Origin of the sequence: Bradyrhizobium sp. 160, assembly GCF_023073735.1 — a bacterium.
GTDB lineage: Bacteria > Pseudomonadota > Alphaproteobacteria > Rhizobiales > Xanthobacteraceae > Bradyrhizobium.
The window spans coordinates 298619-318430 of the sequence record NZ_JADPKD010000054.1 but is presented as its reverse complement, the minus strand read 5'-3'; the positions used below and the strand labels follow the sequence as shown (position 1 = coordinate 318430).

Annotated in this window: 15 protein-coding genes and 1 pseudogene; 2 read left to right on the top strand and 14 right to left on the bottom strand. The window is 64.7% G+C overall.

Annotated elements, in window-relative coordinates; translation table 11 throughout:
* Nucleotides 1-10: 10 nt before the first annotated feature.
* Nucleotides 11-1150 (bottom strand): ABC transporter ATP-binding protein, encoded by a 1140-nt coding sequence (locus IVA98_RS21085; protein ID WP_247355482.1) that lies wholly within the window; start codon nt 1148-1150, stop codon nt 11-13.
* Nucleotides 1147-2697, bottom strand: a complete 1551-nt coding sequence (glpD, locus tag IVA98_RS21080) for a glycerol-3-phosphate dehydrogenase (protein ID WP_247355481.1) — start codon at nt 2695-2697, stop codon at nt 1147-1149. The genes IVA98_RS21085 and glpD overlap by 4 nt, the downstream gene beginning before the upstream one ends.
* A 157-nt stretch (nt 2698-2854) precedes the next feature.
* Between glpD and IVA98_RS21075 the strand changes: the two are divergent.
* Nucleotides 2855-2974 (top strand): annotated as a pseudogene (locus IVA98_RS21075) (VapC toxin family PIN domain ribonuclease); the annotation flags it as partial.
* On the opposite strand, the gene IVA98_RS21070 reads toward IVA98_RS21075, so the two are convergent.
* Entirely contained in the window at nt 2971-3819 is an 849-nt protein-coding gene (locus tag IVA98_RS21070) for a DeoR/GlpR family DNA-binding transcription regulator (protein WP_247300938.1), read from the bottom strand. The pseudogene IVA98_RS21075 and the gene IVA98_RS21070 sit on opposite strands and share 4 nt — an antisense overlap.
* 87 nt (nt 3820-3906) lie before the next feature.
* The gene (locus IVA98_RS21065) at nt 3907-4593 is read right to left on the bottom strand and encodes an HAD family hydrolase (RefSeq protein WP_247355480.1); all 687 of its coding nucleotides are present in this window, start codon (nt 4591-4593) and stop codon (nt 3907-3909) included.
* A 153-nt stretch (nt 4594-4746) separates the two neighbouring features.
* Between IVA98_RS21065 and IVA98_RS21060 the strand changes: the two genes are divergently transcribed.
* Nucleotides 4747-5199, top strand: coding sequence for a nuclear transport factor 2 family protein (locus IVA98_RS21060; protein ID WP_247300940.1), 453 nt, complete (start codon nt 4747-4749; stop codon nt 5197-5199).
* Nucleotides 5200-5422: 223 nt separating this feature from the next.
* Here the strand turns inward: IVA98_RS21060 and IVA98_RS21055 are convergent, their stop codons facing one another.
* The 10 genes from IVA98_RS21055 to IVA98_RS21010 all read right to left on the bottom strand — a co-directional run bounded on the left by IVA98_RS21055 (nt 5423) and on the right by IVA98_RS21010 (nt 19742).
* Entirely contained in the window at nt 5423-5614 is a 192-nt protein-coding gene (locus IVA98_RS21055; protein ID WP_247279568.1) for a hypothetical protein, read from the bottom strand.
* Between the two features lie 223 nt (nt 5615-5837).
* The gene (locus IVA98_RS21050) at nt 5838-6248 is read right to left on the bottom strand and encodes an acyl-CoA thioesterase (protein WP_247332977.1); all 411 of its coding nucleotides are present in this window, start codon (nt 6246-6248) and stop codon (nt 5838-5840) included.
* Nucleotides 6249-6255: 7 nt separating this feature from the next.
* Entirely contained in the window at nt 6256-8352 is a 2097-nt protein-coding gene (locus tag IVA98_RS21045; protein ID WP_247355479.1) for a 3-hydroxyacyl-CoA dehydrogenase NAD-binding domain-containing protein, read from the bottom strand.
* A 2-nt stretch (nt 8353-8354) separates the two neighbouring features.
* Nucleotides 8355-9638 carry an acetyl-CoA C-acetyltransferase gene (locus IVA98_RS21040; RefSeq protein WP_247355478.1) on the bottom strand — a complete coding sequence of 428 codons (1284 nt, stop codon included), beginning with the start codon at nt 9636-9638 and terminating at the stop codon, nt 8355-8357.
* Nucleotides 9638-11905 carry an acyl-CoA dehydrogenase gene (locus IVA98_RS21035; RefSeq protein ID WP_247355477.1) on the bottom strand — a complete coding sequence of 756 codons (2268 nt, stop codon included), beginning with the start codon at nt 11903-11905 and terminating at the stop codon, nt 9638-9640. The genes IVA98_RS21040 and IVA98_RS21035 overlap by 1 nt, the downstream gene beginning before the upstream one ends.
* A gap of 301 nt (nt 11906-12206) precedes the next feature.
* Nucleotides 12207-12830, bottom strand: coding sequence for a flavin reductase family protein (locus tag IVA98_RS21030; RefSeq protein WP_247355476.1), 624 nt, complete (start codon nt 12828-12830; stop codon nt 12207-12209).
* 175 nt (nt 12831-13005) lie between these two features.
* Nucleotides 13006-13605, bottom strand: a complete 600-nt coding sequence (locus IVA98_RS21025) for a TetR/AcrR family transcriptional regulator (protein ID WP_247300945.1) — start codon at nt 13603-13605, stop codon at nt 13006-13008.
* A 34-nt stretch (nt 13606-13639) separates the two neighbouring features.
* A complete protein-coding gene (locus IVA98_RS21020; RefSeq protein WP_247355475.1) occupies nt 13640-16777 on the bottom strand; it encodes an efflux RND transporter permease subunit in 3138 nt (1045 codons plus the stop codon).
* Nucleotides 16778-17040: 263 nt separating this feature from the next.
* Nucleotides 17041-18147 (bottom strand): efflux RND transporter periplasmic adaptor subunit, encoded by a 1107-nt coding sequence (locus IVA98_RS21015; protein WP_247355474.1) that lies wholly within the window; start codon nt 18145-18147, stop codon nt 17041-17043.
* A 272-nt stretch (nt 18148-18419) separates the two neighbouring features.
* Nucleotides 18420-19742 (bottom strand): MFS transporter, encoded by a 1323-nt coding sequence (locus tag IVA98_RS21010; protein WP_247355473.1) that lies wholly within the window; start codon nt 19740-19742, stop codon nt 18420-18422.
* Between the last annotated feature and the right edge of the window lie 70 nt (nt 19743-19812).

Genomic DNA, 19812 nt, shown 5'->3' with positions numbered 1-19812 from the left:
CGCATCTCCCTCAGGAGCTTTTTCTGTTTGACGCGTTTTCTTCACGCGAACCGCTACGCAATTCGCTTGAAAACGCTATGCCAGGTGCAGCGACCAGACGGTCGGCCGCATCGAACACGAAGATATCATTGGGATCGAGCACGGCGTCGAGGGTCTGGCCCGGCTCGAACTCGTGCACGCCGTGCAGGACCGCCACCCAGTTCGAACCCTCGCGGGTCAGATGCACGAAACTCTCCGAACCGGTGATCTCGGTCACCGTCACCGTGGCGTGGAAGGCGTGGCGGCCGGCCTCGCCATTGGCAAGCCCGAGCTGATGCGCGCGGAAGCCGACGCGATAGGCGCCGTCCGCAAGGCCGGCATAGAGTCCCGAGGCGGGCGAGGCCGTGCCGCCGGCATATTGCACGGAGCCGTTTCTCTTCTCGATACCGACGAGATTGAGCGGCGGATCCGAAAACACCTGCGCGACGCGCAGCGTCTGCGGGCGGCGGTAGACGTTGGCTGTCTCGCCCATCTGGAGCGCCTGGCCCTCCCACATGCAAACGGTGTTGCCACCTAGCAGCAGCGCCTCGGTCGGCTCGGTGGTGGCGTAGACGAAGATCGCGCCGGAGGCCTCGAAGATGCGCGGCAGCTCGGCGCGCAGCTCCTCGCGGAGTTTGTAGTCGAGATTGGCGAGCGGCTCGTCGAGCAGCACGAGATCGGCGCCCTTGACCAGCGCGCGCGCAATCGCGGTACGCTGCTGCTGGCCGCCCGAGAGTTGGAGCGGAGTTCGCTTCAGGAACGGCTCGAGGCGGAGCAGCTTTGCAGCCTCCGCGACACGCGCCTTGATCTCATCGCGCGACTTGCCCTGCACGCGCAGGGGCGAGGCGATGTTCTCATAGACCGTGAGCGAGGGGTAATTGATGAATTGCTGATAGACCATCGCGACCGAACGTTGGCGCACGTCGGCGCCGGTGACGTCTTTGCCGCCCACCAGCACCCTGCCCGTGGTCGGCTTGTCGAGGCCAGCGAGCAGCCGCATGATCGAGGTCTTGCCCGACAACGTCGGGCCGAGCAGTACGTTGAGGGTACCGCTCTCGAGCGTCAGCGAGACGTCGCGGATGTGCGGGACGCCCTCGACAGTCCGGGTCACGTGGTCGAGCGTCACTGTCATGAGCGTCCTCCTGCTTCCAGCAGGGGAGTTTGCGGCACGGCGTGGGCCCTGATCCAGTCATCAAGCGCGGCGATCTCGTCGGCAGATAGTCGCAGGCCGAGCTTGGACCGGCGCCAGACGACGTCCTCGGCGGTGACCGCCCATTCATTCGCCATGAGATAGCGGACCTCGCGCTCGGTCAGCGTCGCACCAAAGGACCGGCCGAGATCGGCGGTCGATTTCGCATCGCCGAGCAGCTTGATGGCACGGGTGCCATAGGCGCGGGCGAGGCGCCGGGCATGCTCATGGCTGAGGAAGGGATAGCCGCGCTGGAGCTCGGCGATCAGGCCGTCGATGTCGGATACGTTCATGTCGCCGCCGGGCAGCGGCCATTTGCCGGTCCAGCCCTCGCGCGCTTTCGCGCTACGAAGATAGGGCGCCAGCCGTTCCAGCGCCTCTTCGGCGAGGCGGCGGTAGGTCGTGATCTTGCCGCCGTAGATCGACAGCAGCGGCACGCCGCCGGGCGTATCGAGCTCGAACACGTAGTCGCGGGTCGCGGCCTTGGCCTCGCTGGCGCCGTCGTCATAGAGCGGGCGTACGCCGGAATAGGTCCAGACCACGTCGTCGGCCGTCACCGGTTTTGCCAGGTATTCGCTCGCCGCCGTGCAGAGATATTGAATCTCCTCGGCTGTCGCCTTCACCTTGGCGGGATCGCCGTCAAAGTCGCGGTCGGTGGTGCCGATCAGCGTGAAATCGTCCTGGTACGGAATCACGAAGATGATGCGGCCGTCCGCGTTCTGGAACATGTAGGCGCGGTCGTGATCGTAGAGCTTCTTCACCACGATGTGCGAGCCCTGCACCAGGCGCACCTTGGCCTTCGCATTGAGGCCGGCGCCGCGGCCGAGCACGTCCTCGACCCAGGGACCGCCGGCATTGACCAGCGCGCGCGCCTGGATCGACGAGCGCTCGCCGGTCAGCGTGTTGACCATGGCGACGGTCCAGACGCCGTCAGACTGGCGAATCTCGGTGGCGCGGGTGCGGGTGCGGATCTCGGCGCCCTTATCGGCGGCGTCGCGCGCGTTGAGCACGACGAGACGGGCGTCGTCGACGAAGCAGTCGGAGTATTCGAACGCGCGGCTGTAACGGTTCGGAATCAGCGGGCGACCGACCTCGTCACGCCGGAGATCCACCGAGCGGGTCGCGGGCAGCAGGTGGCGGCCGCCAATGTGGTCATAGAGGAAAAGGCCGAGGCGCAGCAGCCAGGCCGGGCGCAGGCCGGCGTGATGCGGCAGGACGAATCTCAGCGGACGGATGATGTGGGGCGCGATGCCCCAGAGGATCTCGCGCTCGATCAGGGCCTCTCGGACCAGGCGAAATTCGTAATATTCGAGATAGCGCAGCCCGCCATGCACCAGCTTGGTCGACCAGGACGACGTCCCGCTCGCCAAATCGTTCATTTCGCACAGGAAAACCGTGTTGCCGCGGCCCACCGCGTCGCGCGCGATGCCGCAGCCATTCACACCGCCTCCGATGATGGCGAGGTCGAAAATACGCTCCAACAGACGCATCCCCCGGCGACCGCCCGTTCATCGAGGCGGCAACTTTCGCTTTTGATTAGATCACACCCTGAAACGAAAGCAAGATGAAAGAGAAGCGAGGGGAAGCGAAAGAGGAACTCTTCAACGGAGCGGGGAATCGGCAGGAGAACGGACAGATTAGGGGCACGACGCCCTTATTGCTGCGACCGCACTTGTTCACGGCTTAACGGTCGCTACGCGCAATGTGGGAGATTTCGAACCTACGGGCGTGACGCTGCTGAACCCCTGGGACGCACCTAAATCTTAGCGCAACCGCACCACCGGCACCGCTTCAGGCGCGGCATCCTGCGCATCGGCCTGCGTCTCATCGATCTCCCTCGCCTCCTTCGGCATGGCTTCGACCACCTCGATGCCCTTGCTGTGGCAGATGGTGGCGAGGCGCTCGGGCAGCTCCTGGTCGGTGACGAAGGTCTGTATCTGGCTGATGTGGGCGATCCGCACCGGCGCGCTGCGGCGGAGCTTTGTGGAATCGGCGACCAGCATAACGCTGCGCGCATTGGCGATAATCGCCTGCGCCACCTGCACCTCGCGATAGTCGAAGTCGAGCAGCGCGCCCTCTTCATCGATCGCGGACGCCCCGATGATGGCGTAATCGACCTTGAACTGGCCGATCAGCTGCGTCGCGGTCGAGCCGACCACCGCGCCGTCGGCGCGCCGCACGGTGCCGCCGGCGACCACCACCTCGATGCGGGGATGGCGGTAGAGCAGCATGGCGACGTTGAGATTGTTGGTGATGACGAGCAGATCCTCGTGCGAGGTCAGCGCGCTCGCGACCTCCTCCGTCGTGGTGCCGATGTTGATGAAGAGCGAGCAGCCGTTCGGGATCAGCGAGGCGGCAGCAGCGCCGATCGCCTTCTTCTCATCGGCGGCGACGAAGCGGCGCGCCTCGTAGGCGAGATTTTCAACGCCCGAGGCGATGATGGCGCCGCCATGGATGCGGGTCAGCGATCTCCGCTCGCAGAGATCGTTGAGATCCTTGCGAATAGTCTGCGCCGACACCTCGAACCGGCGCGCGAGCTCCTCGACCATGACGCGGCCTGAGGCCCGCGCGAGGTTGAGGATTTCGGCTTGGCGATGGGTCAGTCCGGTCACGGCAAGAGCCTCAAATCAGAACGATGCATGGTGCGGCGGTTCGCGCGTTTGGTCAATGCGGGAGACGATCACGGTTAACGGACTGCCTCACCACGCCATCGCGGCGGCTAGGCGCGCGAGCAGCTCCGGATCGTCGTAGGCGCGCGCGGACGCGACCGCGCCCGCGGCAACAAGGTCTGCATGGCTGAGGGTGGTGCGCATGCCGATGGTCGGGATGCCGGCCGCCGCGGCCGATTGCACGCCGGAGCGTGAATCCTCGAACGCGATCGACGCCTCTGCGCTGGCGCCGACGAAACGCAGCCCTTCCTGATAGGGCAGCGGATGCGGCTTGCCGTGCGGCAGCTCGTCGCCGATCACGATTGCCTTGAACCGCTCAGTGATGCCGAGGCCCGAGAGCAGCAGCTCGGCGTTGAGGCGCGGCGCGTTGGTCACGGCCACCATGGGAATGCCGGCGGCATCCGCACGGTCGAGCAATGCCATCAGCCCCGGTATCGGCGCGATCTGCCCGGCCACCAGATCACGAAAGATCGCCTCCTTCTCGCCGAGGATTGCGAGGCGCCGTTCCGGCGATTCGTCCGGCAGAAATCGCTCCCCGATCGACACATTGGAAAAGCCCTGAAGCTCGCGCTTGAAGCGCTCATCATCCACTACATGGCCGCGCGGGGCGAACACGCGGTGAAAGGCTTCGCGATGAAGCGGATCCGTATCGGCCAGCGTCCCGTCAATGTCGAACAGTAACGCCCTGCCAATCGCCTGCCTTTTGGCCTCGATCATTTCCGTACTTCCCGAGTGCATGGCGCATCAATGCGAAAGACGTATCAATACGGCCTCGATTGCGCAATGACGCGTCCACATCACGACAATGCGGCACTCGACAAAGTCGCGCGCGGCTGCAACACTCGTGGCAAGATCAAAAAGGAGGAAACGATGACGATCAACCGACGCGATCTGGCTCTCTCGACTCTCGCCGTCTCTGCGCTTGCTCTCGCGGCACCGGCACTCGCCGCTTCAGCGGACGAAGAGGCCGTGGCGAAGAAGGTGGAGGCCTTCCGCCTCGCCCAGATCGCAGCCGATCCTAAGGCGCTCGGCGCACTCTGCGCGGAGGAGCTCAGCTACAGCCACTCCAGCGGCAAGGTCGAGGACAAGGCGACCTTCATCGCCAATGCGACCGACGGCAAGTCGAAATTCCTCTCGATCGAATACAAGGACCCGACCATCAAGGTCGTAGGTCCCGCCGCGATCGTGCGCTTCCACTGGCTCGGCGAACAGGAGATGGCGGCCGATGGCAAGAAAGTATCGACCAACCTCCACATCCTGATGAACTGGCAGAAGCAGGGCGATGAATGGAAGCTGCTGTCGCGGGCGGCGACGAAGTTGTGATGACGTTCAACCCTCTCCCTTGCGGGCGCTCGCGGCGAAGCGGCGAGACGGGAGAGGGGTCTCTATCCACGAAACCAACCTCCCACTTCTGCGTTTGCGAAGCCGACCCTGATCCGGCGCTTCGCGCCACCTTCTCCCGCAAGGAGAAAAGGAGGAGCAGCGGTGTGGGCGGTAAAAATTTCCGACCACGCTTCGCGCGTCAAAATTACCAAGCGGCACGCGCTTACGCCGCCTCCTTCACCTCGCCGTTCACAAGCTTGCGCGCGGCGCGCTCCGCTTCGCGGGCGTTGCGGAAGAGTTGACCTTCGAGGCGGTTGAAGCGGTCGGATGAGGCGAAGAAACAGTAGCCTCCCTGAGAACGAACGACGATACCTGCGGTCTGCGAATTGACTTCGATGATGTAGCTGTCCGGCATGGCCCGTGGATTCCTCAGTGCGGGCAAATAACGGCATTCCTGCCCAAAGGTTCCGCGGGCATTTGAGGCCGTTTCCACCCCGAATCGACACGCAATTGAGTACGCCGGGACCTCATCCGTTTTATGACTGGTTCTTGGCGAAGACGCGACGCGATGACTTAGTCGCGCCGCGTTTGCGGCGCTTGCCACGTGTTCGTGAGATGAGGCAGAGCGTCGCGCGCGATTACGTCGCGATTGTCGTGTCGGTCGCGCGAACCGCCTGCGGACGGCCGTGCTCGTCGATCGAGACATAGGTAAAATTGCCGTCGGTGACGAGGAACGGATGCTCCTCGCCGCGCCGCAGCGCCCAGGCTTCCAGATGCACGGTGAGCGAGGTGCGGCCCACCCGTACGAGATTGGCGTAGACGGATACGAGATCACCGACATAGACCGCTTTGCGAAAATTCATCGCTTCGATCGCGACGGTCACCGTGCGCGACTTCGCGACTTTCGAGGCGAACACGCCGCCGCCCACATCCATCTGGCTGAGCAGCCAGCCGCCGAAGATGTCGCCATTGGCGTTGGTGTCGGCGGGCATCGCCAGAGTACGGATGCAGAGATCCCCGCGCGGCCCGGTGGTGGCGTGTTCACTCATATCTCTCTCACTTGAAACTGTTCCAGCCCGGATCGGGCGCAAAGCGCTCGCCGAATCGCTCGGCCAGCGCGCGCAAGCTGGATACGACATTTTCCACACCGCGCGTGCGCGCATAGTTCAACGGACCGCCACGAAACGGTGCATAGCCGGTGCCGAAGATCATGGCGCCGTCGACCGCGTCGGCGTCGTCGACGACGCCTTCGCGCAGCGCAGCGACGCAGACGTTGGACATCGGCAGCACCAGGCGGTCGATCATCTGGTCGGTGACGCGCGGGCCGGTCTCGGGAAGCTGTGCCTTCTCCGCCTTGCCGTCCTTCCAGACATAAAAGCCCTTGCCGGTCTTGCGGCCGAGCTCGCCCTTGGCCACCTTCTCGCGCAGCCAGGCCGGCGTCGACGGCAGCAGATCGCCGAACTTGGTGCGCAGCATGTCGCCGACATCGAGACAGATGTCGAGCCCAACCTGGTCGGCCAGCTCGATCGGTCCCATCGGCATGCCGAACTGCTCGGCCGCGGCGTCGATCAGGCGCTGGTCGATCTTCTCGTCCAGCATCACCATGGCTTCCAGCATGTAGGGCGTCAGCGCGCGATTGACGAGGAAGCCGGGGGAGCTCTTCACGGGCAGCGGCAGGCGGTCAATCGCCCCGACGAAGGCGAGCGCCTCTTTCAGCACTTGCAGGTCGTTGCCGTCATGGCTGACGACCTCGACCAGTTGCAGCCGCGACACCGGATTGAAGAAATGCAGGCCGACCAGCCGATCCGGCCGCGCCAGGGTCGTTCGCAAGTCCTGTAGCGGAATGCTCGACGTGTTAGTCGCAAGGATCGCGCCGGGCTTCATCCGCGGCTCGAGGCCGGCATAGACCTTCTGCTTCAGCTCGAGCTTCTCCGGCACGGCCTCGACGATGAGATCGGCGTTGCGTACGCCTTCTCCGTCCATGTCGGGAATGAGGCGATCGAGTGCGTCGCGCACGTCGGTCGGCTTGCGAATGATCTTGCCGTAGAGTTCGGCCGCGCGCTTCACCGCGCCGGCGATCGGCTCCGGCTTCATGTCGGCGAGCGAGACGCGCATTCCCTGGCCCGCGCACCAGGCCGCGATGTCACCGCCCATGGCGCCGGCGCCGATGACATGGACATGCTTGACGGCATTGCCGCTGCCCGCCGCCTTCTTCATCTGCTCGCGCAGGAAGAAGACCCGGATCAGGTTCTGCGCGGTCGGCGTCACCATCAGCTTGGCGAACGAGGCCTGCTCGGCTTTCAGCATCGCGGCCTTGCTGCCGCCATGGGTCTCCCAGAGATCGATCAGCGCATAGGGCGCCGGATAGTGCTCACGAGATGCCGCCTTCGCCGCCTGCGAGCGCATGCGGTTGGCGAGCAGCCCGCGCACGAGGCCGACATTCGCCGCGCGAACCAGCAAGCCCGGCCGCGCCCGCTTCAGACGTCCGAACAGCGCATCCTTCACGGCATTGTGGACGTGGCGCTCCTGCGTGACGGTGTCGACGAGGCCGAGCGATCTGGCGCGGCGCGCATCGATGGTGCGGCCGGTCAGCATCAGGGCCATCGACTGGATCGGATTGACCAGCGCGGTGAAGCGCGCGGTGCCGCCGAGGCCTGGATGAAGGCCGAGCATCACCTCCGGGAAGCCGAAGCGCGCACCCTCGATGGCGATGCGCGCCTGGCAGGCGAGCGCGACCTCGAGCCCGCCGCCGAGGCAGAAGCCGTGGATAACCGCCACCGTCGGCAACCTCAAGGCTTCCAGGTGATCGACTACGGCATGGGCGGACCGGATGCGTGTCTCCACCATCTCAGGATCGGACGCGCCGCGAAATTCGTTGACGTCGGCGCCGGCAATGAAGCCGGACGGCTTTGCCGAACGGATCACGAGACCGGCGGGGCGCTCGGTCTCGATCGCCGCGAGCACCGCGTCGAATTCCTCCATCACCTCGGAGGACAGCGTGTTGGCGCTCGCATCGGCGCGGTCGAACAGCAGCCAGGCGACACCATCGGCATCGCGCGTCAGCTTGAAATGCTTGTAGGGGCTGTCTGTCCCAGGCTTGGGCCCGAGCTCCAGCACGCGGTCGCCAAGCGCGGTCATGATCTTGGAATCCATGGTCACAGCGCCTCGATCAGCATGGCGCCGCCGAGCCCGCCGCCGATGCATTCGATGGCAACGCCGCGCCGCGTGCCAAGCCGCTTCATGGCGTTGACGAGATGCAGCACGATCCGGTTGCCGGAGGTGCCGACGGGATGGCCGAGCGAGATCGCGCCACCGTCGACGTTGAGTCTTTCGCGGGCGATCTCGCCGGCTGCGCCGTCGAGCCCCAAAATCTCGCGACAGAATTTATCGTCGTTCCAGGCGGCGAGACAGCCGAGCACCTGCGTGGCGAAAGCCTCGTTCAATTCCCAGGTCTCGACGTCGTTGATGCTGAGGTCGTTGCGCTGGAGCAGCGGCGCCGCCGACATTACCGGACCGAGCCCCATGATGCTAGGATCGAGCGCGGCCCAATTGCTGTCGACGATGACAGCTTTAGGGGTCAGCTTGTGCTTGGCGACCGCGGCGTCGGAGGCCAGGATCACCCAGGAGGCGCCATCGGTGATCTGCGAGGAATTGCCGGCGGTGACCTGTCCCCAGGGGCGCTCGAACACCGGCCGGAGCTTTGCAAGCGTCTCGGCCGTCGAGTCCGGGCGTACGCCGTCGTCATGGTCGAAGAACTTGCCATCCCGGGAGAACGCGGTCTCAACCTCGCCCTTCAGAAAACCTTCGGCCTGCGCATGCGCAAGGCGGCGGTGGCTCTCGGCCGCGTAGGCATCGGACTGCGCGCGCGTGATGCCAAAGAGATGACCGACGACCTCGGCGGTCTGGCCCATGTTCAAATCGGTGACGGGATCGGTCAGTCCGCGCTCGAGGCCGATGATCGGCTTGAGATAGCTTGGGCGCAGCCTGAAGGCTGCGGCGAGCTTCGCGGCAACGCCCTTGGCGGTGGCGAGCCCGGCGAACCAGCGCACGCCGGAATTCGGCCAGACCAGCGGCGCGTGGCTCAGCGCCTCGGTTCCGCCGGCCAGGATCATGTCGGCATGGCCTTCGCGGATGTAGCGATAGGCAGTATCGATCGACTGCATCCCGGAGCCGCAATTGATCTGTACCGTGAAGGCGACCATGTCCTTGCCCATGCCGAGCCGCAGCGCGGCGACACGGGCCGGGTTCATCTCGTCCGCGATCACGTTGACGCAGCCGAGGATGACTTGGTCGAAGTCAGTCGGGGCGAACGGCTGGCGCGCCAGCAGCGGCCGGCCGCATTGCACCGCGAGATCCACCGGCGTGAACGGGCCGGGGCCCGAGCGCGCCTTCAGAAACGGTGTCCGGCTGCCGTCGATGATGAAAACCGGTCGTGCCATCAGCTCGCCGCCCTCTGTTCACCGAGTTCCTGGAAGAACTGATGCACATCGCCGGATTTCTTGTAAATCGGTGACAGCGCCTCCGGCGCAAAATCATCGACCTCGATCACTTCGTTGACGGCCTCGCGGGCCGCGGCGTGCCGCTCGCCCTCGGCTTGCGTGATCACACCCTTGGCGACCGCGTCCTCCCAGTCGCGGACCTGCGCGGCGCGCACGCGCCTGGCGATCGCATCGGTTTCTGCAACCAGCTTGAACGCGCGCTCGAGCCGGGCAAAGCCGCCGTCGTCGTCGACATGGGCGAGATCGGGCGTGAGACGCTCGCGCGCCGCCGACGGCTCCAGGACGAGGCTTGCGCATTGATGGACGACGCGGTCCGACGGGCCGAGCACGCGTGCGCCGAACGGCTGGATCACGAGCTTGAGGAAGGCTGCGACGAAGCGGTTCGGCAGATTGGCCAGAATTTCCGCGAGCCGGTTCTCGATGGTCCGGAAGCCCGTCGCCATGCACCATTCCAGCGCGGCGAAATCCTCCTTCTGATGCCCCTCGTCCTGCCAGCGCTTCAGCGCGGCCGAGAGCAGATACAGCTCGGACAGAATGTCGCCGAACCGCGCCGACAGCATCTCCTTGCGCTTGAGCGCGCCGCCGAGCGTCAGCAGCGCCAGATCGGCGCAGAGCGCGAAGGCGGCAGAGTAGCGCGAGAGCTGGCGATAGAATGGCGTGGCATCGCCCGCATCAGGCGCCGGTGCGAAGGCACCAAACGTCCAGCTTCGGCCAAAGGCGCGAAGCAGTGTGCGGAAGCTGTGGCCGACGTGCTTCCAGAACGTCTTGTCGAACGCGGCGAGGCCGCGCTCGCGGTCGGTATCGGCGAGCGCATTCATCTCGCCGAGCAGATAGGGATGCGCGCGGATGGCGCCCTGCCCGAACACAATGAGATTGCGCGTGAGAATGTTGGCGCCCTCGACCGTGATGCCGACCGGCACGGCGCGATGCAGATTGCCGAGATAGTTCTGCGGACCATCGATCACGGCCTTGCCGCCGTGGATGTCCATGGCGTCCTCGATCGCGGTGCGCATGCGTTCGGTCGCATGCAGCTTCATGATGCCGGAGATGACGGCAGGATGAATGCCGGCATTGAGGGCCGCGCAGGTCAGCCGCCGCGCCGCATCGAGCTGATAGGCGGTCGCGACGATGCGCGCGAGCGGCTCCTCGACGCCCTCGAACTTGGAGATGGAGATGCCGAACTGCTCGCGGATGCGAGCATAGGCACCGGTGGTGCGCGCCGCAAAGGCGGCGCCGGCGGCCGACAGCGACGGCAGCGAGATGCCGCGCCCGGCGGCGAGCGCGGTCATCAGCATCTTCCAGCCCTGCCCCAGCCGAGCTTCGCCGCCGATGACGTAGTCGAGTGGGATGAAGACGTCGCGGCCCCGGTTCGGGCCATTCTGGAACACTTGCATCGACGGCAGATGGCGGTGACCGATCTCGACGCCGGGCAGATTGGTCGGGATCAGCGCCACCGTGATTCCGAGCTCTTCCTGATCGCCGACGAGGTGATCGGGATCATAGGCCTTGAAGGCGAGACCGAGCAACGTCGCGACGGGGCCGAGCGTGATGTAGCGCTTGTGCCAGTTGAGACGAAGGCCGATCACCTCGCGGTCCTCGAACTCGCCCTTGCAGATGATGCCGGTGTCGACCATCGAGGCGGCATCGGAGCCGGCCTCCGGGCTGGTGAGGCCGAAGCAGGGAATGTCGCGACCATCGGCGAGGCGCGGCAGCCAGCGCTGCTGCTGCTCCCTGGTGCCGAAGCGCATCAAGAGCTCGCCGGGGCCGAGCGAGTTCGGCACCATCGCCGTGACGGCGGCCGCGATCGAACGGGTCGAGATTTTTCGCACCACTTCGGAATGCGCATACGGCGAAAAGCCGAGCCCACCAAACTCCTTCGGAATGATCATGCCGAAGAACTTTTCGCGCTTGACGAAGTGCCAGACGTCCTGCGGCAGGTCGCGCCATTGCCAGAAGATCTTCCACTCGTCGAGCATGGCGCAGAGCTCGTCGACGGGGCCATTGAGGAAGGCCTGTTCCTCCGCGGTCAGCGTTGCCTGCGGGACCTTCAGCAGCTTCGACCAATCGGGATTGCCGGTGAAGAGATCGGCGTCCCACCAGACGTCACCGGCCTCCAGCGCCTCGCGCTCGGTATCGGACATCGCCGGCAGCACGCCGCGCGCCCATGAGAAGATCGGCTTTGTGATGGTGTCGCGGCGGAAGCTCATGGCGGACCTCATGCAACGGCGCGGTTATCGGGCATTTTAGCGGAAATCGGCTGGCGGAGGCGAACATCTCGCCTGCAACATTGACGCGGCCGGGCAGCCGCGCGAGCCATAACGGCGGGGGCGTGGGTGCAGTTCCGGCAGGAGGTGGGGGATGCCGCCGTCATTCCGGGGCGCGCCGTCAGGCGCGAGCCCGGAATCCATCCTGCAGCAGCGCGGTGGATGAATGGATTCCGGGCTCGACGCTACGCGTCGCCCCGGAATGACTCATGGAACGACTCATAGAGAAAGCGGAGGCGCCGGCCTAATCCGGCCGGACCATCTCGAACATGTTTTCCGGCTTGATCTCGAAATAATCGCCGCGCCGGCCGGCGCGGACGATGGGGCGGGCGGCCGCGGTCTGGTAGATGCCGTCCTTGATCATGGCCTTGTCGATGTGGACGGCGACGACTTCGCCGAGCGTCAGCCAGGCGTCAGCCTCCTTGCCGTTGGCGCCCTTGAGGCGAACGATGTCGGACACCTTGCATTCGAAGGCGACCGGGCTCTCGCCGACGCGCGGCACGTTGACAAGCTTGCCGGGCACGGCGGTCAGGCCCGCGACCTCGAACTCGTCGACCTCGGGCGCGACATGCGCGGCGGTTGCGTTCATGTGCTTCGCCAGATCCATCGTGGCGAGATTCCAGACGAATTCGCCGGTCTGCTGGATGTTCTCGACCGTGTCCTTCCAATTGGTGGAGGAGAAGCCGATGATCGGCGGCACATAACAGAACGCATTGAAGAAGCTGTAGGGTGCGAGGTTGACGTGGCCCCTGGCATCGCGCGAGGAGATCCAGCCGATCGGCCGCGGCGCGATAATAGCGTTGAAGGGATCGTGCTTGAGGCCGTGGCCCTTGGAGGGCTCGTAGAAGTAGGGGTCTTTGGCGGTCACGCTCTGTTTCCTTCCCGTCTTGCGAGCGGAGCGAAGCAATGCAGAATCCTCCGCGGAGACAGCCTGGATTTGCTTCGCTAAGCTCGCAAAGACGGAGTGTGTTGGTCCGTCCTTGCCGCCATCCATCCGTTAGGGGTGGCGCGAAGCTGCTTATAGGAGGAAACCCACCGCCTCGTCAGTGCCGCGGGGACAATCCCGCGATGACGAAATCGATCATCTGGTCGATGGTCGGGCCCGGCTTGGTGGCGCACTGGGCGATCATCTGGGGATGGAAGAAGCGCATCATTGCGGTGCAGGAGCAGAGCGCGGCCAATTGCAGGTCCGGTGCCTCGAACTCGCCGGCGGCGACGCCCTGCCCGATCATCTGGCCGATCATTCCGGCGATACATTCCATGTGGGTGACGCAGACGTCCCAGTCCTCCTGCATGGCGATTTCGACCATCTCATGCAGCTTATTGTCGCCGACATAGCGCTCGGTGTTCATGCGATGGATGGTGGTGAGCAGCTCGCGGAAGCGCTCCAGCACCGGACCGGGCCGCGCCACGATCCGCTGCGCCTCCAGCTCGACCTCGCCCATCAGCGAGCGGGCCACCGCCTGATGGATCGCCTTCTTCGATTCGAAGAAGCGATAGACATTGGCGGGACTCATCCGCAGTTCTTTGGCGATGTCTCCGACCGTGGTCTTCTGGTAGCCGATCTGGCGGAACAGCCGCTCGGCCACCTCGAGGATACGATCCCGGGTGTCGCCTTCGATATGTTCCGCAATCAGTGTCATCTGTCAGGACTCGTCAGTCAGCACTTCATCTCACTTATTCAGCCGCTTCAGCAAGCGGAATTGCGCGTGGGTCATCGCTCCCATGCTGCGGCGCGGCAGACTGCTCGGGAGTACCAGCCTCATCCAGGCTCTTCCTGAACCAAAGCGCATAGAGGCCCGGCAGGTACAAGAGCGTGAGGAAGGTCGCGACGAACAAGCCGCCCATGATGGTGATCGCCATCGGGCCCCAGAAGGCCGAGCGCGACAGCGGGATCATGGCGAGGATCGCGGCCAGCGCCGTCAGCACCACCGGTCGGGCGCGGCGGACGGTGGCCTCGACAATCGCCTCGCGACGGGTCAGGCCATGCGAGACGTCGGTCTCGATCTGGTCCACCAGGATGACGGTGTTGCGCATGATCATGCCGGCAAGCGCGATCAGGCCGAGCAGCGCCACGAAGCCGAACGGCGCATTGGCGACGTTGAGCCCAAGAGAGGCGCCGACGATGCCGAGTGGCGCCGTCAGGAACACCAGGATCAGGCGCGAGAAGCTCTGAAGCTGGATCATCAACAGCGTCAGCATCACCATCACCATCAGCGGGAAGAGGATGAAGATCGAGGCATTGCCCTTGGCGGATTCCTCGAAGGCGCCGCCCGGCTCGATCCGGTAGGCCGGCTCGAGGTGGTCCTTGATCGCCTTCAGCTTCGGCGTGATCTGGTTGGTGACGTCGGGCGCCTGCACGCCGTCGACCACGTCGGAGCGCACGGTGATCGCCATGTCGCGGTTGCGCCGCCACAAGATCGGCTCCTCGTGGGCATATTCGATCTTGGCGATCTGCTGCAGCGGCACGGCAACGCCGTTGCGGGAGGTAATGGTCAGGTCGCCGACGCCGCCGAGGTCGAGGCGTTCGGACGGCACCGCGCGGGCGACCACGCCGACCTTCTCGATGCCGTCACGCACGGTCGTGACCTGCGCGCCCGAGATCAGCATCGCCAGCGCCTGCGAGACGTCCTGCGGGGTCAGGCCCATGGCACGCGCACGGTCCTGGTCGACGACGAGCTTGAGGTAAGGCGACTGCTCGTTCCAGTCGAGCTGGACGTCCTTGACGCTCTTGTTCTGCCGCATGACGTCGCGGACCTGGTAGGCTATCTCGCGCACCTTGTTGGCGTCGGGGCCAATCACGCGGAACTGGACCGGGAAACCGACCGGCGGACCGAAATTGAAGCGGTCGACGCGCACGCGCGCCTCGGACAGGAAGCCCTCGGCAGCGGCGTTTTCGATCTTGGCTTTGATGCGCTCGCGCGCCTCGACGCCCTTGGCGACGATGACAACCTCGGCGAAGGCCTCGTTCGGCAGCTGCGGATTGAGGCCGAGCCAGAAGCGCGGCGAACCCTGGCCGACATAGGCGGTATAGGTCTCGATATCCTTTTCGTCCTTCAGCAGGGTCTCGGCCTTCTTCACCGCCTTCTCGGTGACGTTGAAGGCGGTGCCCTCCGGCAGGCGGAGCTGGAGGAACAGCTCAGGCCGCTCCGACAACGGGAAGAACTGCTGCTGGACATGGCCGAACCCGACGATCGAGGCGACGAAGATTCCGACGGTCGCGGCCACCACGGTGATGCGATGGTTGACGCACCATTGCACGATGGCGCGCAGGCCGCGGTACATGCGGGTCTCGTAGACTGCGTGCGGATCGTGATTGTGGTGGACCTTCGTCTCCGGCAGCAGCATGGCGCCAATATAGGGCGTGAAGATCACCGCCACGAACCAGGAGGCGACCAGCGCGATCGCCACGATCCAGAAGATGCTGCCGGCATATTCGCCGACCGCGGAATTGGCAAAGCCGATGGGGAGGAAGCCAGCGGCCGTGACCAGCGTTCCCGTGAGCATCGGGAACGCAGTTGATTCCCAGGCAAAGGACGCCGCGCGCATGCGATCCCAGCCCTGCTCCATCTTCACCACCATCATTTCGACTGCGATGATGGCGTCGTCGACGAGCAGACCGAGCGCGATGATCAGCGCACCGAGCGTGATGCGGTGCAGGTCGAGCGACATCGTGTTCATGACAATGAAGACGATGCCGAGCACCAGCGGCACCGACAGCGCGACCACGATGCCGGTGCGCCAGCCCAGTGCCAGGAACGAGACGAACAGCACGATGACGAGCGCCTCCATGAAGGAGTGCACGAACTCGCCGACGGCGTGCTCGACCACCTTGGGCTGGTCGGCAATCAGCCTGACGTCGATGCCCTGCGGCACGGCCTTCATGAATTCGCTTGTCGCCTTCTCGACCTCCTTGCCGAGATCGAGGATGTTGGCGCCCTTGGCGGTGACGACGCCGATGCCGATCGCGGGCTTGCCTTCCTGGCGGACGACGAAGCTCGGCGGATCGACATAGCCATGGGTGACGGTGGCGATATCGCCGAGACGGAAGACGCGGCCGTTGCTCTCGACCGGCGTCTCGGCCACGGCCTTGGCGCCGTCGAGCGCGCCAGTGACCCGCAGCGGCACGCGCTGCGACGAAGTCTCGACTGTGCCGGCCGGCGTCACGTTGTTCTGCTTGGCGAGCGAATCGAACAGCGCCTGCGGCGTGATGCCGAGGGTGGCGAGCTTGGCGTGGCTGAACTCGACGAAGATGCGTTCGTCCTGATTGCCGTAGACGTCGACCTTGGTCACGCCGGGCACCTTCAGGAGGCGCTGACGGAATCCTTCCGAGACCTTCTTGAGCTGAGCATAGTCGGCGCCCTCGCCGGTCATCATGTAGAGGATGGAGTCGACGTCGGAGAATTCGTCGTTGACGACGGGCCCGAGGATGCCGGACGGCAGCTGACCCTGCACGTCGACCAGCTTCTTGCGCAGGAGGTAGAAGAGATAGGGCACATCCTTCGGCGGGGTGTTGTCACGGAACGTCACCTGGAGCGCGGTAAAGGCGGGTTTGGAATAGGTCTGCACCTTCTCGAAATAGGGCAGCTCCTGGATCTTCTTCTCGATGGGATCGGCGACCTGGGTCTGCATCTCCTGCGCGGTCGCCCCCGGCCACATCACGGAGACGTTGACCACCTTCACCGTGAAGAACGGATCCTCGGCACGGCCGAGCTTCTCATAGGAGAAGAAGCCGGCGACGCCGAGCACGATCATCAGGAAGAGCACCAGCGTCGGATGGCTGACGGCCCAGGCCGAAAGGTTGAAGCGCTTCATCGCACTCTCCGAAAGACGATCCAGTTGCAAAAACGACAGCCGCTCTATTCAAGGCCTCATCGCGAGGCAGCGAAGCAAATCCAGGGGGCTGGGCAGGTTCTGGATCGCTTCGCCGCTTCAGCCCTTGCATTTGCGCTCGGGCCGAAACTCACCTCGCAACGAGGAACTCATTTCTTTCGTCATTCCGGGATGGTCCGAAGGACCAGACCCGGAATCTCGAGATTCCGGGTTCGATGCTTCGCATCGCCCCGGAATGACAAAAACTAAAAACTCAGCGACGACACGATCCGCACCCTCTGGCTCGGATCGAGCTTCTGCACGCCGAGGGCGACGATCTTGGCGCCCTCTTCGACGCCGCCGGTGATGACGACGTCGTTGCTCTCGTAGGACTTCACCGTCACCGGCCTCAGCGTAATCGCGCCGTTATCGTCGACGACGTAGAAGGACGGCTTGCCGCCTTCGTTGAACAAGGCCGACAGCGGCAGCCGGGCGACGCGCTCGGTGGCGGCGTCCGACAGCGTGAGCGTCGCGGTCATGCCGAGCGCGACCTTGTCGTCGGCCTCGGGCAGCGAGAATTTTGCCAGATAGGTGCGGGTGGCCGGATCGGCCGCCGGCGCGATCTCGCGCAGCTTGGCCGTGTACTTCTTGTTCGGCTCGGACCAAAGAGTGACGCTGGCGGCGCCCGACTTGGCGCGTCCGACCAGCGTCTCAGGAATGGCGACGACCGCTTCCTTTTCGGCAAAGCGGGCGACACGGATCGAGGCCTGGCCCGCGGCGACCACCTGGCCGGGCTCGATCAGCGTTGCGGTGACGACGCCACGGGCGTCGGCGTTGAGCGTCGCGTAGGAAAGGGAATTCTTGGTCAGCTCGACCGAGCGCTCGGCCCGATTCAGGCGCGCACGGGCCTCGTCAGCGGCGGCGCGACTTTGGTCGAGTTGGGCATCGGTGGTCCAGCCCTTGGCCTTCAGGTCCTTGGCGCGCTGCTCGGCAGCGGCGGCCTGGGCCAGCACGCCGGTCGCGGCGGTCAACTCGGCAACGGCCTGCTCGGCCTGGAGCTTCAGATCGACCTCGTCGAGAGTCGCCAGCGGCTGTCCGATTTCGACGGTCTGGCCGACCTCGACCAGGCGCTTTGCGACCTTGCCGGCGACGCGAAAACCGAGATCGCTCTCGATCCGCGGCCGGATGGTCCCGACGAAGCTCCGCTCCGGTGTCTCGGCGTCATAATGGGCCGTTGCGACCAGAACCGGCCGCGGCGGCTCGGCCTTTTCGGCGACGGTGTCATTGCACCCAGCCAGTGCGGCGGCCATCAGGGCCAGCGACACACCCGCCAACAGCCTGGAATAGCTGGACAAAACCGACCGGACGAACATCGAAGGACACTCCTGCATCTCGAATGAGAGGAATGTCGATTAATCACTGACAAAAGTCAATAATCGTCAGTCATCAGGAATCCGTGATCGTTAAGGGCTGGTAAGGATTGTCCCCGTTGTCAGGAAGGTGCGATGGTAGGGCGGACAACGCGAGATGTCCGCCCTAGCTAGAAGAAAAGGCGGACGCGTGCCACCACGACAGTCACAAGCGGGGAGTGGGCACGGCGTGCGAAGGGCACGCTTGGCCCACTGCAGGGGCTCCCTCGCCGTTCCTATTCGGCGAACTCGTGCTTGCTGTCATGGCCGCCGACGAAGACCAGGAGGCCGGCGATCAGCGGCAAGACGGCGAGCACGAGCAGGCCGGTCGAGGTTTGGCCAGTGGCTTCCTTGACCCAGCCGATCAGATAGGGCCCGCCGAAGCCGGCGAGGTTGCCGACCGAGTTGATCAGGGCGATGGCGCCGGCCGCCGCGGTGCCGGACAGCCAGGCGGTCGGCAAGGTCCAGAACACGCCGAAGCAGCAGAACACCCCAATTGCCGCCACCGTCAGCACAACCATCGTGAGGGCTGGATCGGTGAGATAAGAGGAGATGCCGAGCGCAACGGCGGTGAGCAGCAGCGGCGCGCCGACATGCATCACGCGCTCGCGTGTCGCATCCGAATGCCGCGCCCACAGCACCATCGCGATGGTGCCGAACAGATACGGAATCGCGGTGACGAAGCCGGTCTGCGCGTTGGTGAGGCCGAACGCCTTGACGATCTGCGGCAGCCAGAACTGCATGCCATAGAGCGCGCCGACGAAGCCGAAATAGATTAGGCTGAGCGCGATCACCTTCGGCGACGACAACGCCTGGCCGAGCGAGGGATGCTTCACCGCCTGCTTGATTGCGATCTCAGAATCGAGCTTGGCCTTGAGCCAGGCTTTCTGCTCGGCCGAGAGCCAATTCGCCTTCTCCGGCCTGTCGGTGAGATAAAACCAGGTGACGATGCCGAGCAGCACGGAAGGAATGCCCTCGATGATGAACAGCCATTGCCAGCCCTTCAGCCCCATCAGGCCGTCGAGCCCGAGCAGGAGGCCCGAGACCGGCGCGCCGATCACGGTCGAGACCGGAACGGCGATGGCGAAGGCCGCGAGAAAGCGGGCGCGATATTCGGCCGGATACCAATAGGTGAGATAGAGGATGATGCCCGGGAAGAAGCCGGCCTCCGCGACGCCGAGCAGGAAGCGCAGGATATAGAAGCTCGTGACGCCGCTGACCGCCGCCATCAGCGCAGAGATGATGCCCCAGGTCACCATGATGCGGGCGATCCAGCGGCTGGCACCGAATTTTTCCAGCGCGAGGTTGCTCGGCACCTCGAAGATGAAGTAGCCGATGAAGAAGATGCCGGCGCCCCAGGAGAAGATCAGCGGCGTGAACTTCAGCTCCGCATTCATGGTCAGCGCGGCGAAACCGAGATTGACGCGATCGAGATAGGAGAAGAAGTAGGCGAGCACCAGGAACGGAATCAGGCGCCACGAGATAGTGCGGATGGTCGAGGTCTCGATTTCCGACTTGGCTGCGCCGACGGAACCGGCATAGATCGTGGTCTGGCTCATGGCTTCCCCCGTGTTGTTGCTTTTGTAGCTAAGAGGCGGTTTTGAGCATCGCGGGCAAAGAGTCAATGGA

Coding starts and splice junctions, on each gene's coding strand:
- IVA98_RS21085 (WP_247355482.1), bottom strand. CDS start 1,150: ATGACAGTGACGCTCGACCACGTGACCCGGACTGTCGAGGGCGTCCCG.
- glpD (WP_247355481.1), bottom strand. CDS start 2,697: ATGCGTCTGTTGGAGCGTATTTTCGACCTCGCCATCATCGGAGGCGGT.
- IVA98_RS21065 (WP_247355480.1), bottom strand. CDS start 4,593: ATGATCGAGGCCAAAAGGCAGGCGATTGGCAGGGCGTTACTGTTCGAC.
- IVA98_RS21060 (WP_247300940.1), top strand. CDS start 4,747: ATGACGATCAACCGACGCGATCTGGCTCTCTCGACTCTCGCCGTCTCT.
- IVA98_RS21055 (WP_247279568.1), bottom strand. CDS start 5,614: ATGCCGGACAGCTACATCATCGAAGTCAATTCGCAGACCGCAGGTATC.
- IVA98_RS21050 (WP_247332977.1), bottom strand. CDS start 6,248: ATGAGTGAACACGCCACCACCGGGCCGCGCGGGGATCTCTGCATCCGT.
- IVA98_RS21045 (WP_247355479.1), bottom strand. CDS start 8,352: ATGGATTCCAAGATCATGACCGCGCTTGGCGACCGCGTGCTGGAGCTC.
- IVA98_RS21040 (WP_247355478.1), bottom strand. CDS start 9,638: ATGGCACGACCGGTTTTCATCATCGACGGCAGCCGGACACCGTTTCTG.
- IVA98_RS21035 (WP_247355477.1), bottom strand. CDS start 11,905: ATGAGCTTCCGCCGCGACACCATCACAAAGCCGATCTTCTCATGGGCG.
- IVA98_RS21025 (WP_247300945.1), bottom strand. CDS start 13,605: ATGACACTGATTGCGGAACATATCGAAGGCGACACCCGGGATCGTATC.
- IVA98_RS21020 (WP_247355475.1), bottom strand. CDS start 16,777: ATGAAGCGCTTCAACCTTTCGGCCTGGGCCGTCAGCCATCCGACGCTG.
- IVA98_RS21015 (WP_247355474.1), bottom strand. CDS start 18,147: ATGTTCGTCCGGTCGGTTTTGTCCAGCTATTCCAGGCTGTTGGCGGGT.
- IVA98_RS21010 (WP_247355473.1), bottom strand. CDS start 19,742: ATGAGCCAGACCACGATCTATGCCGGTTCCGTCGGCGCAGCCAAGTCG.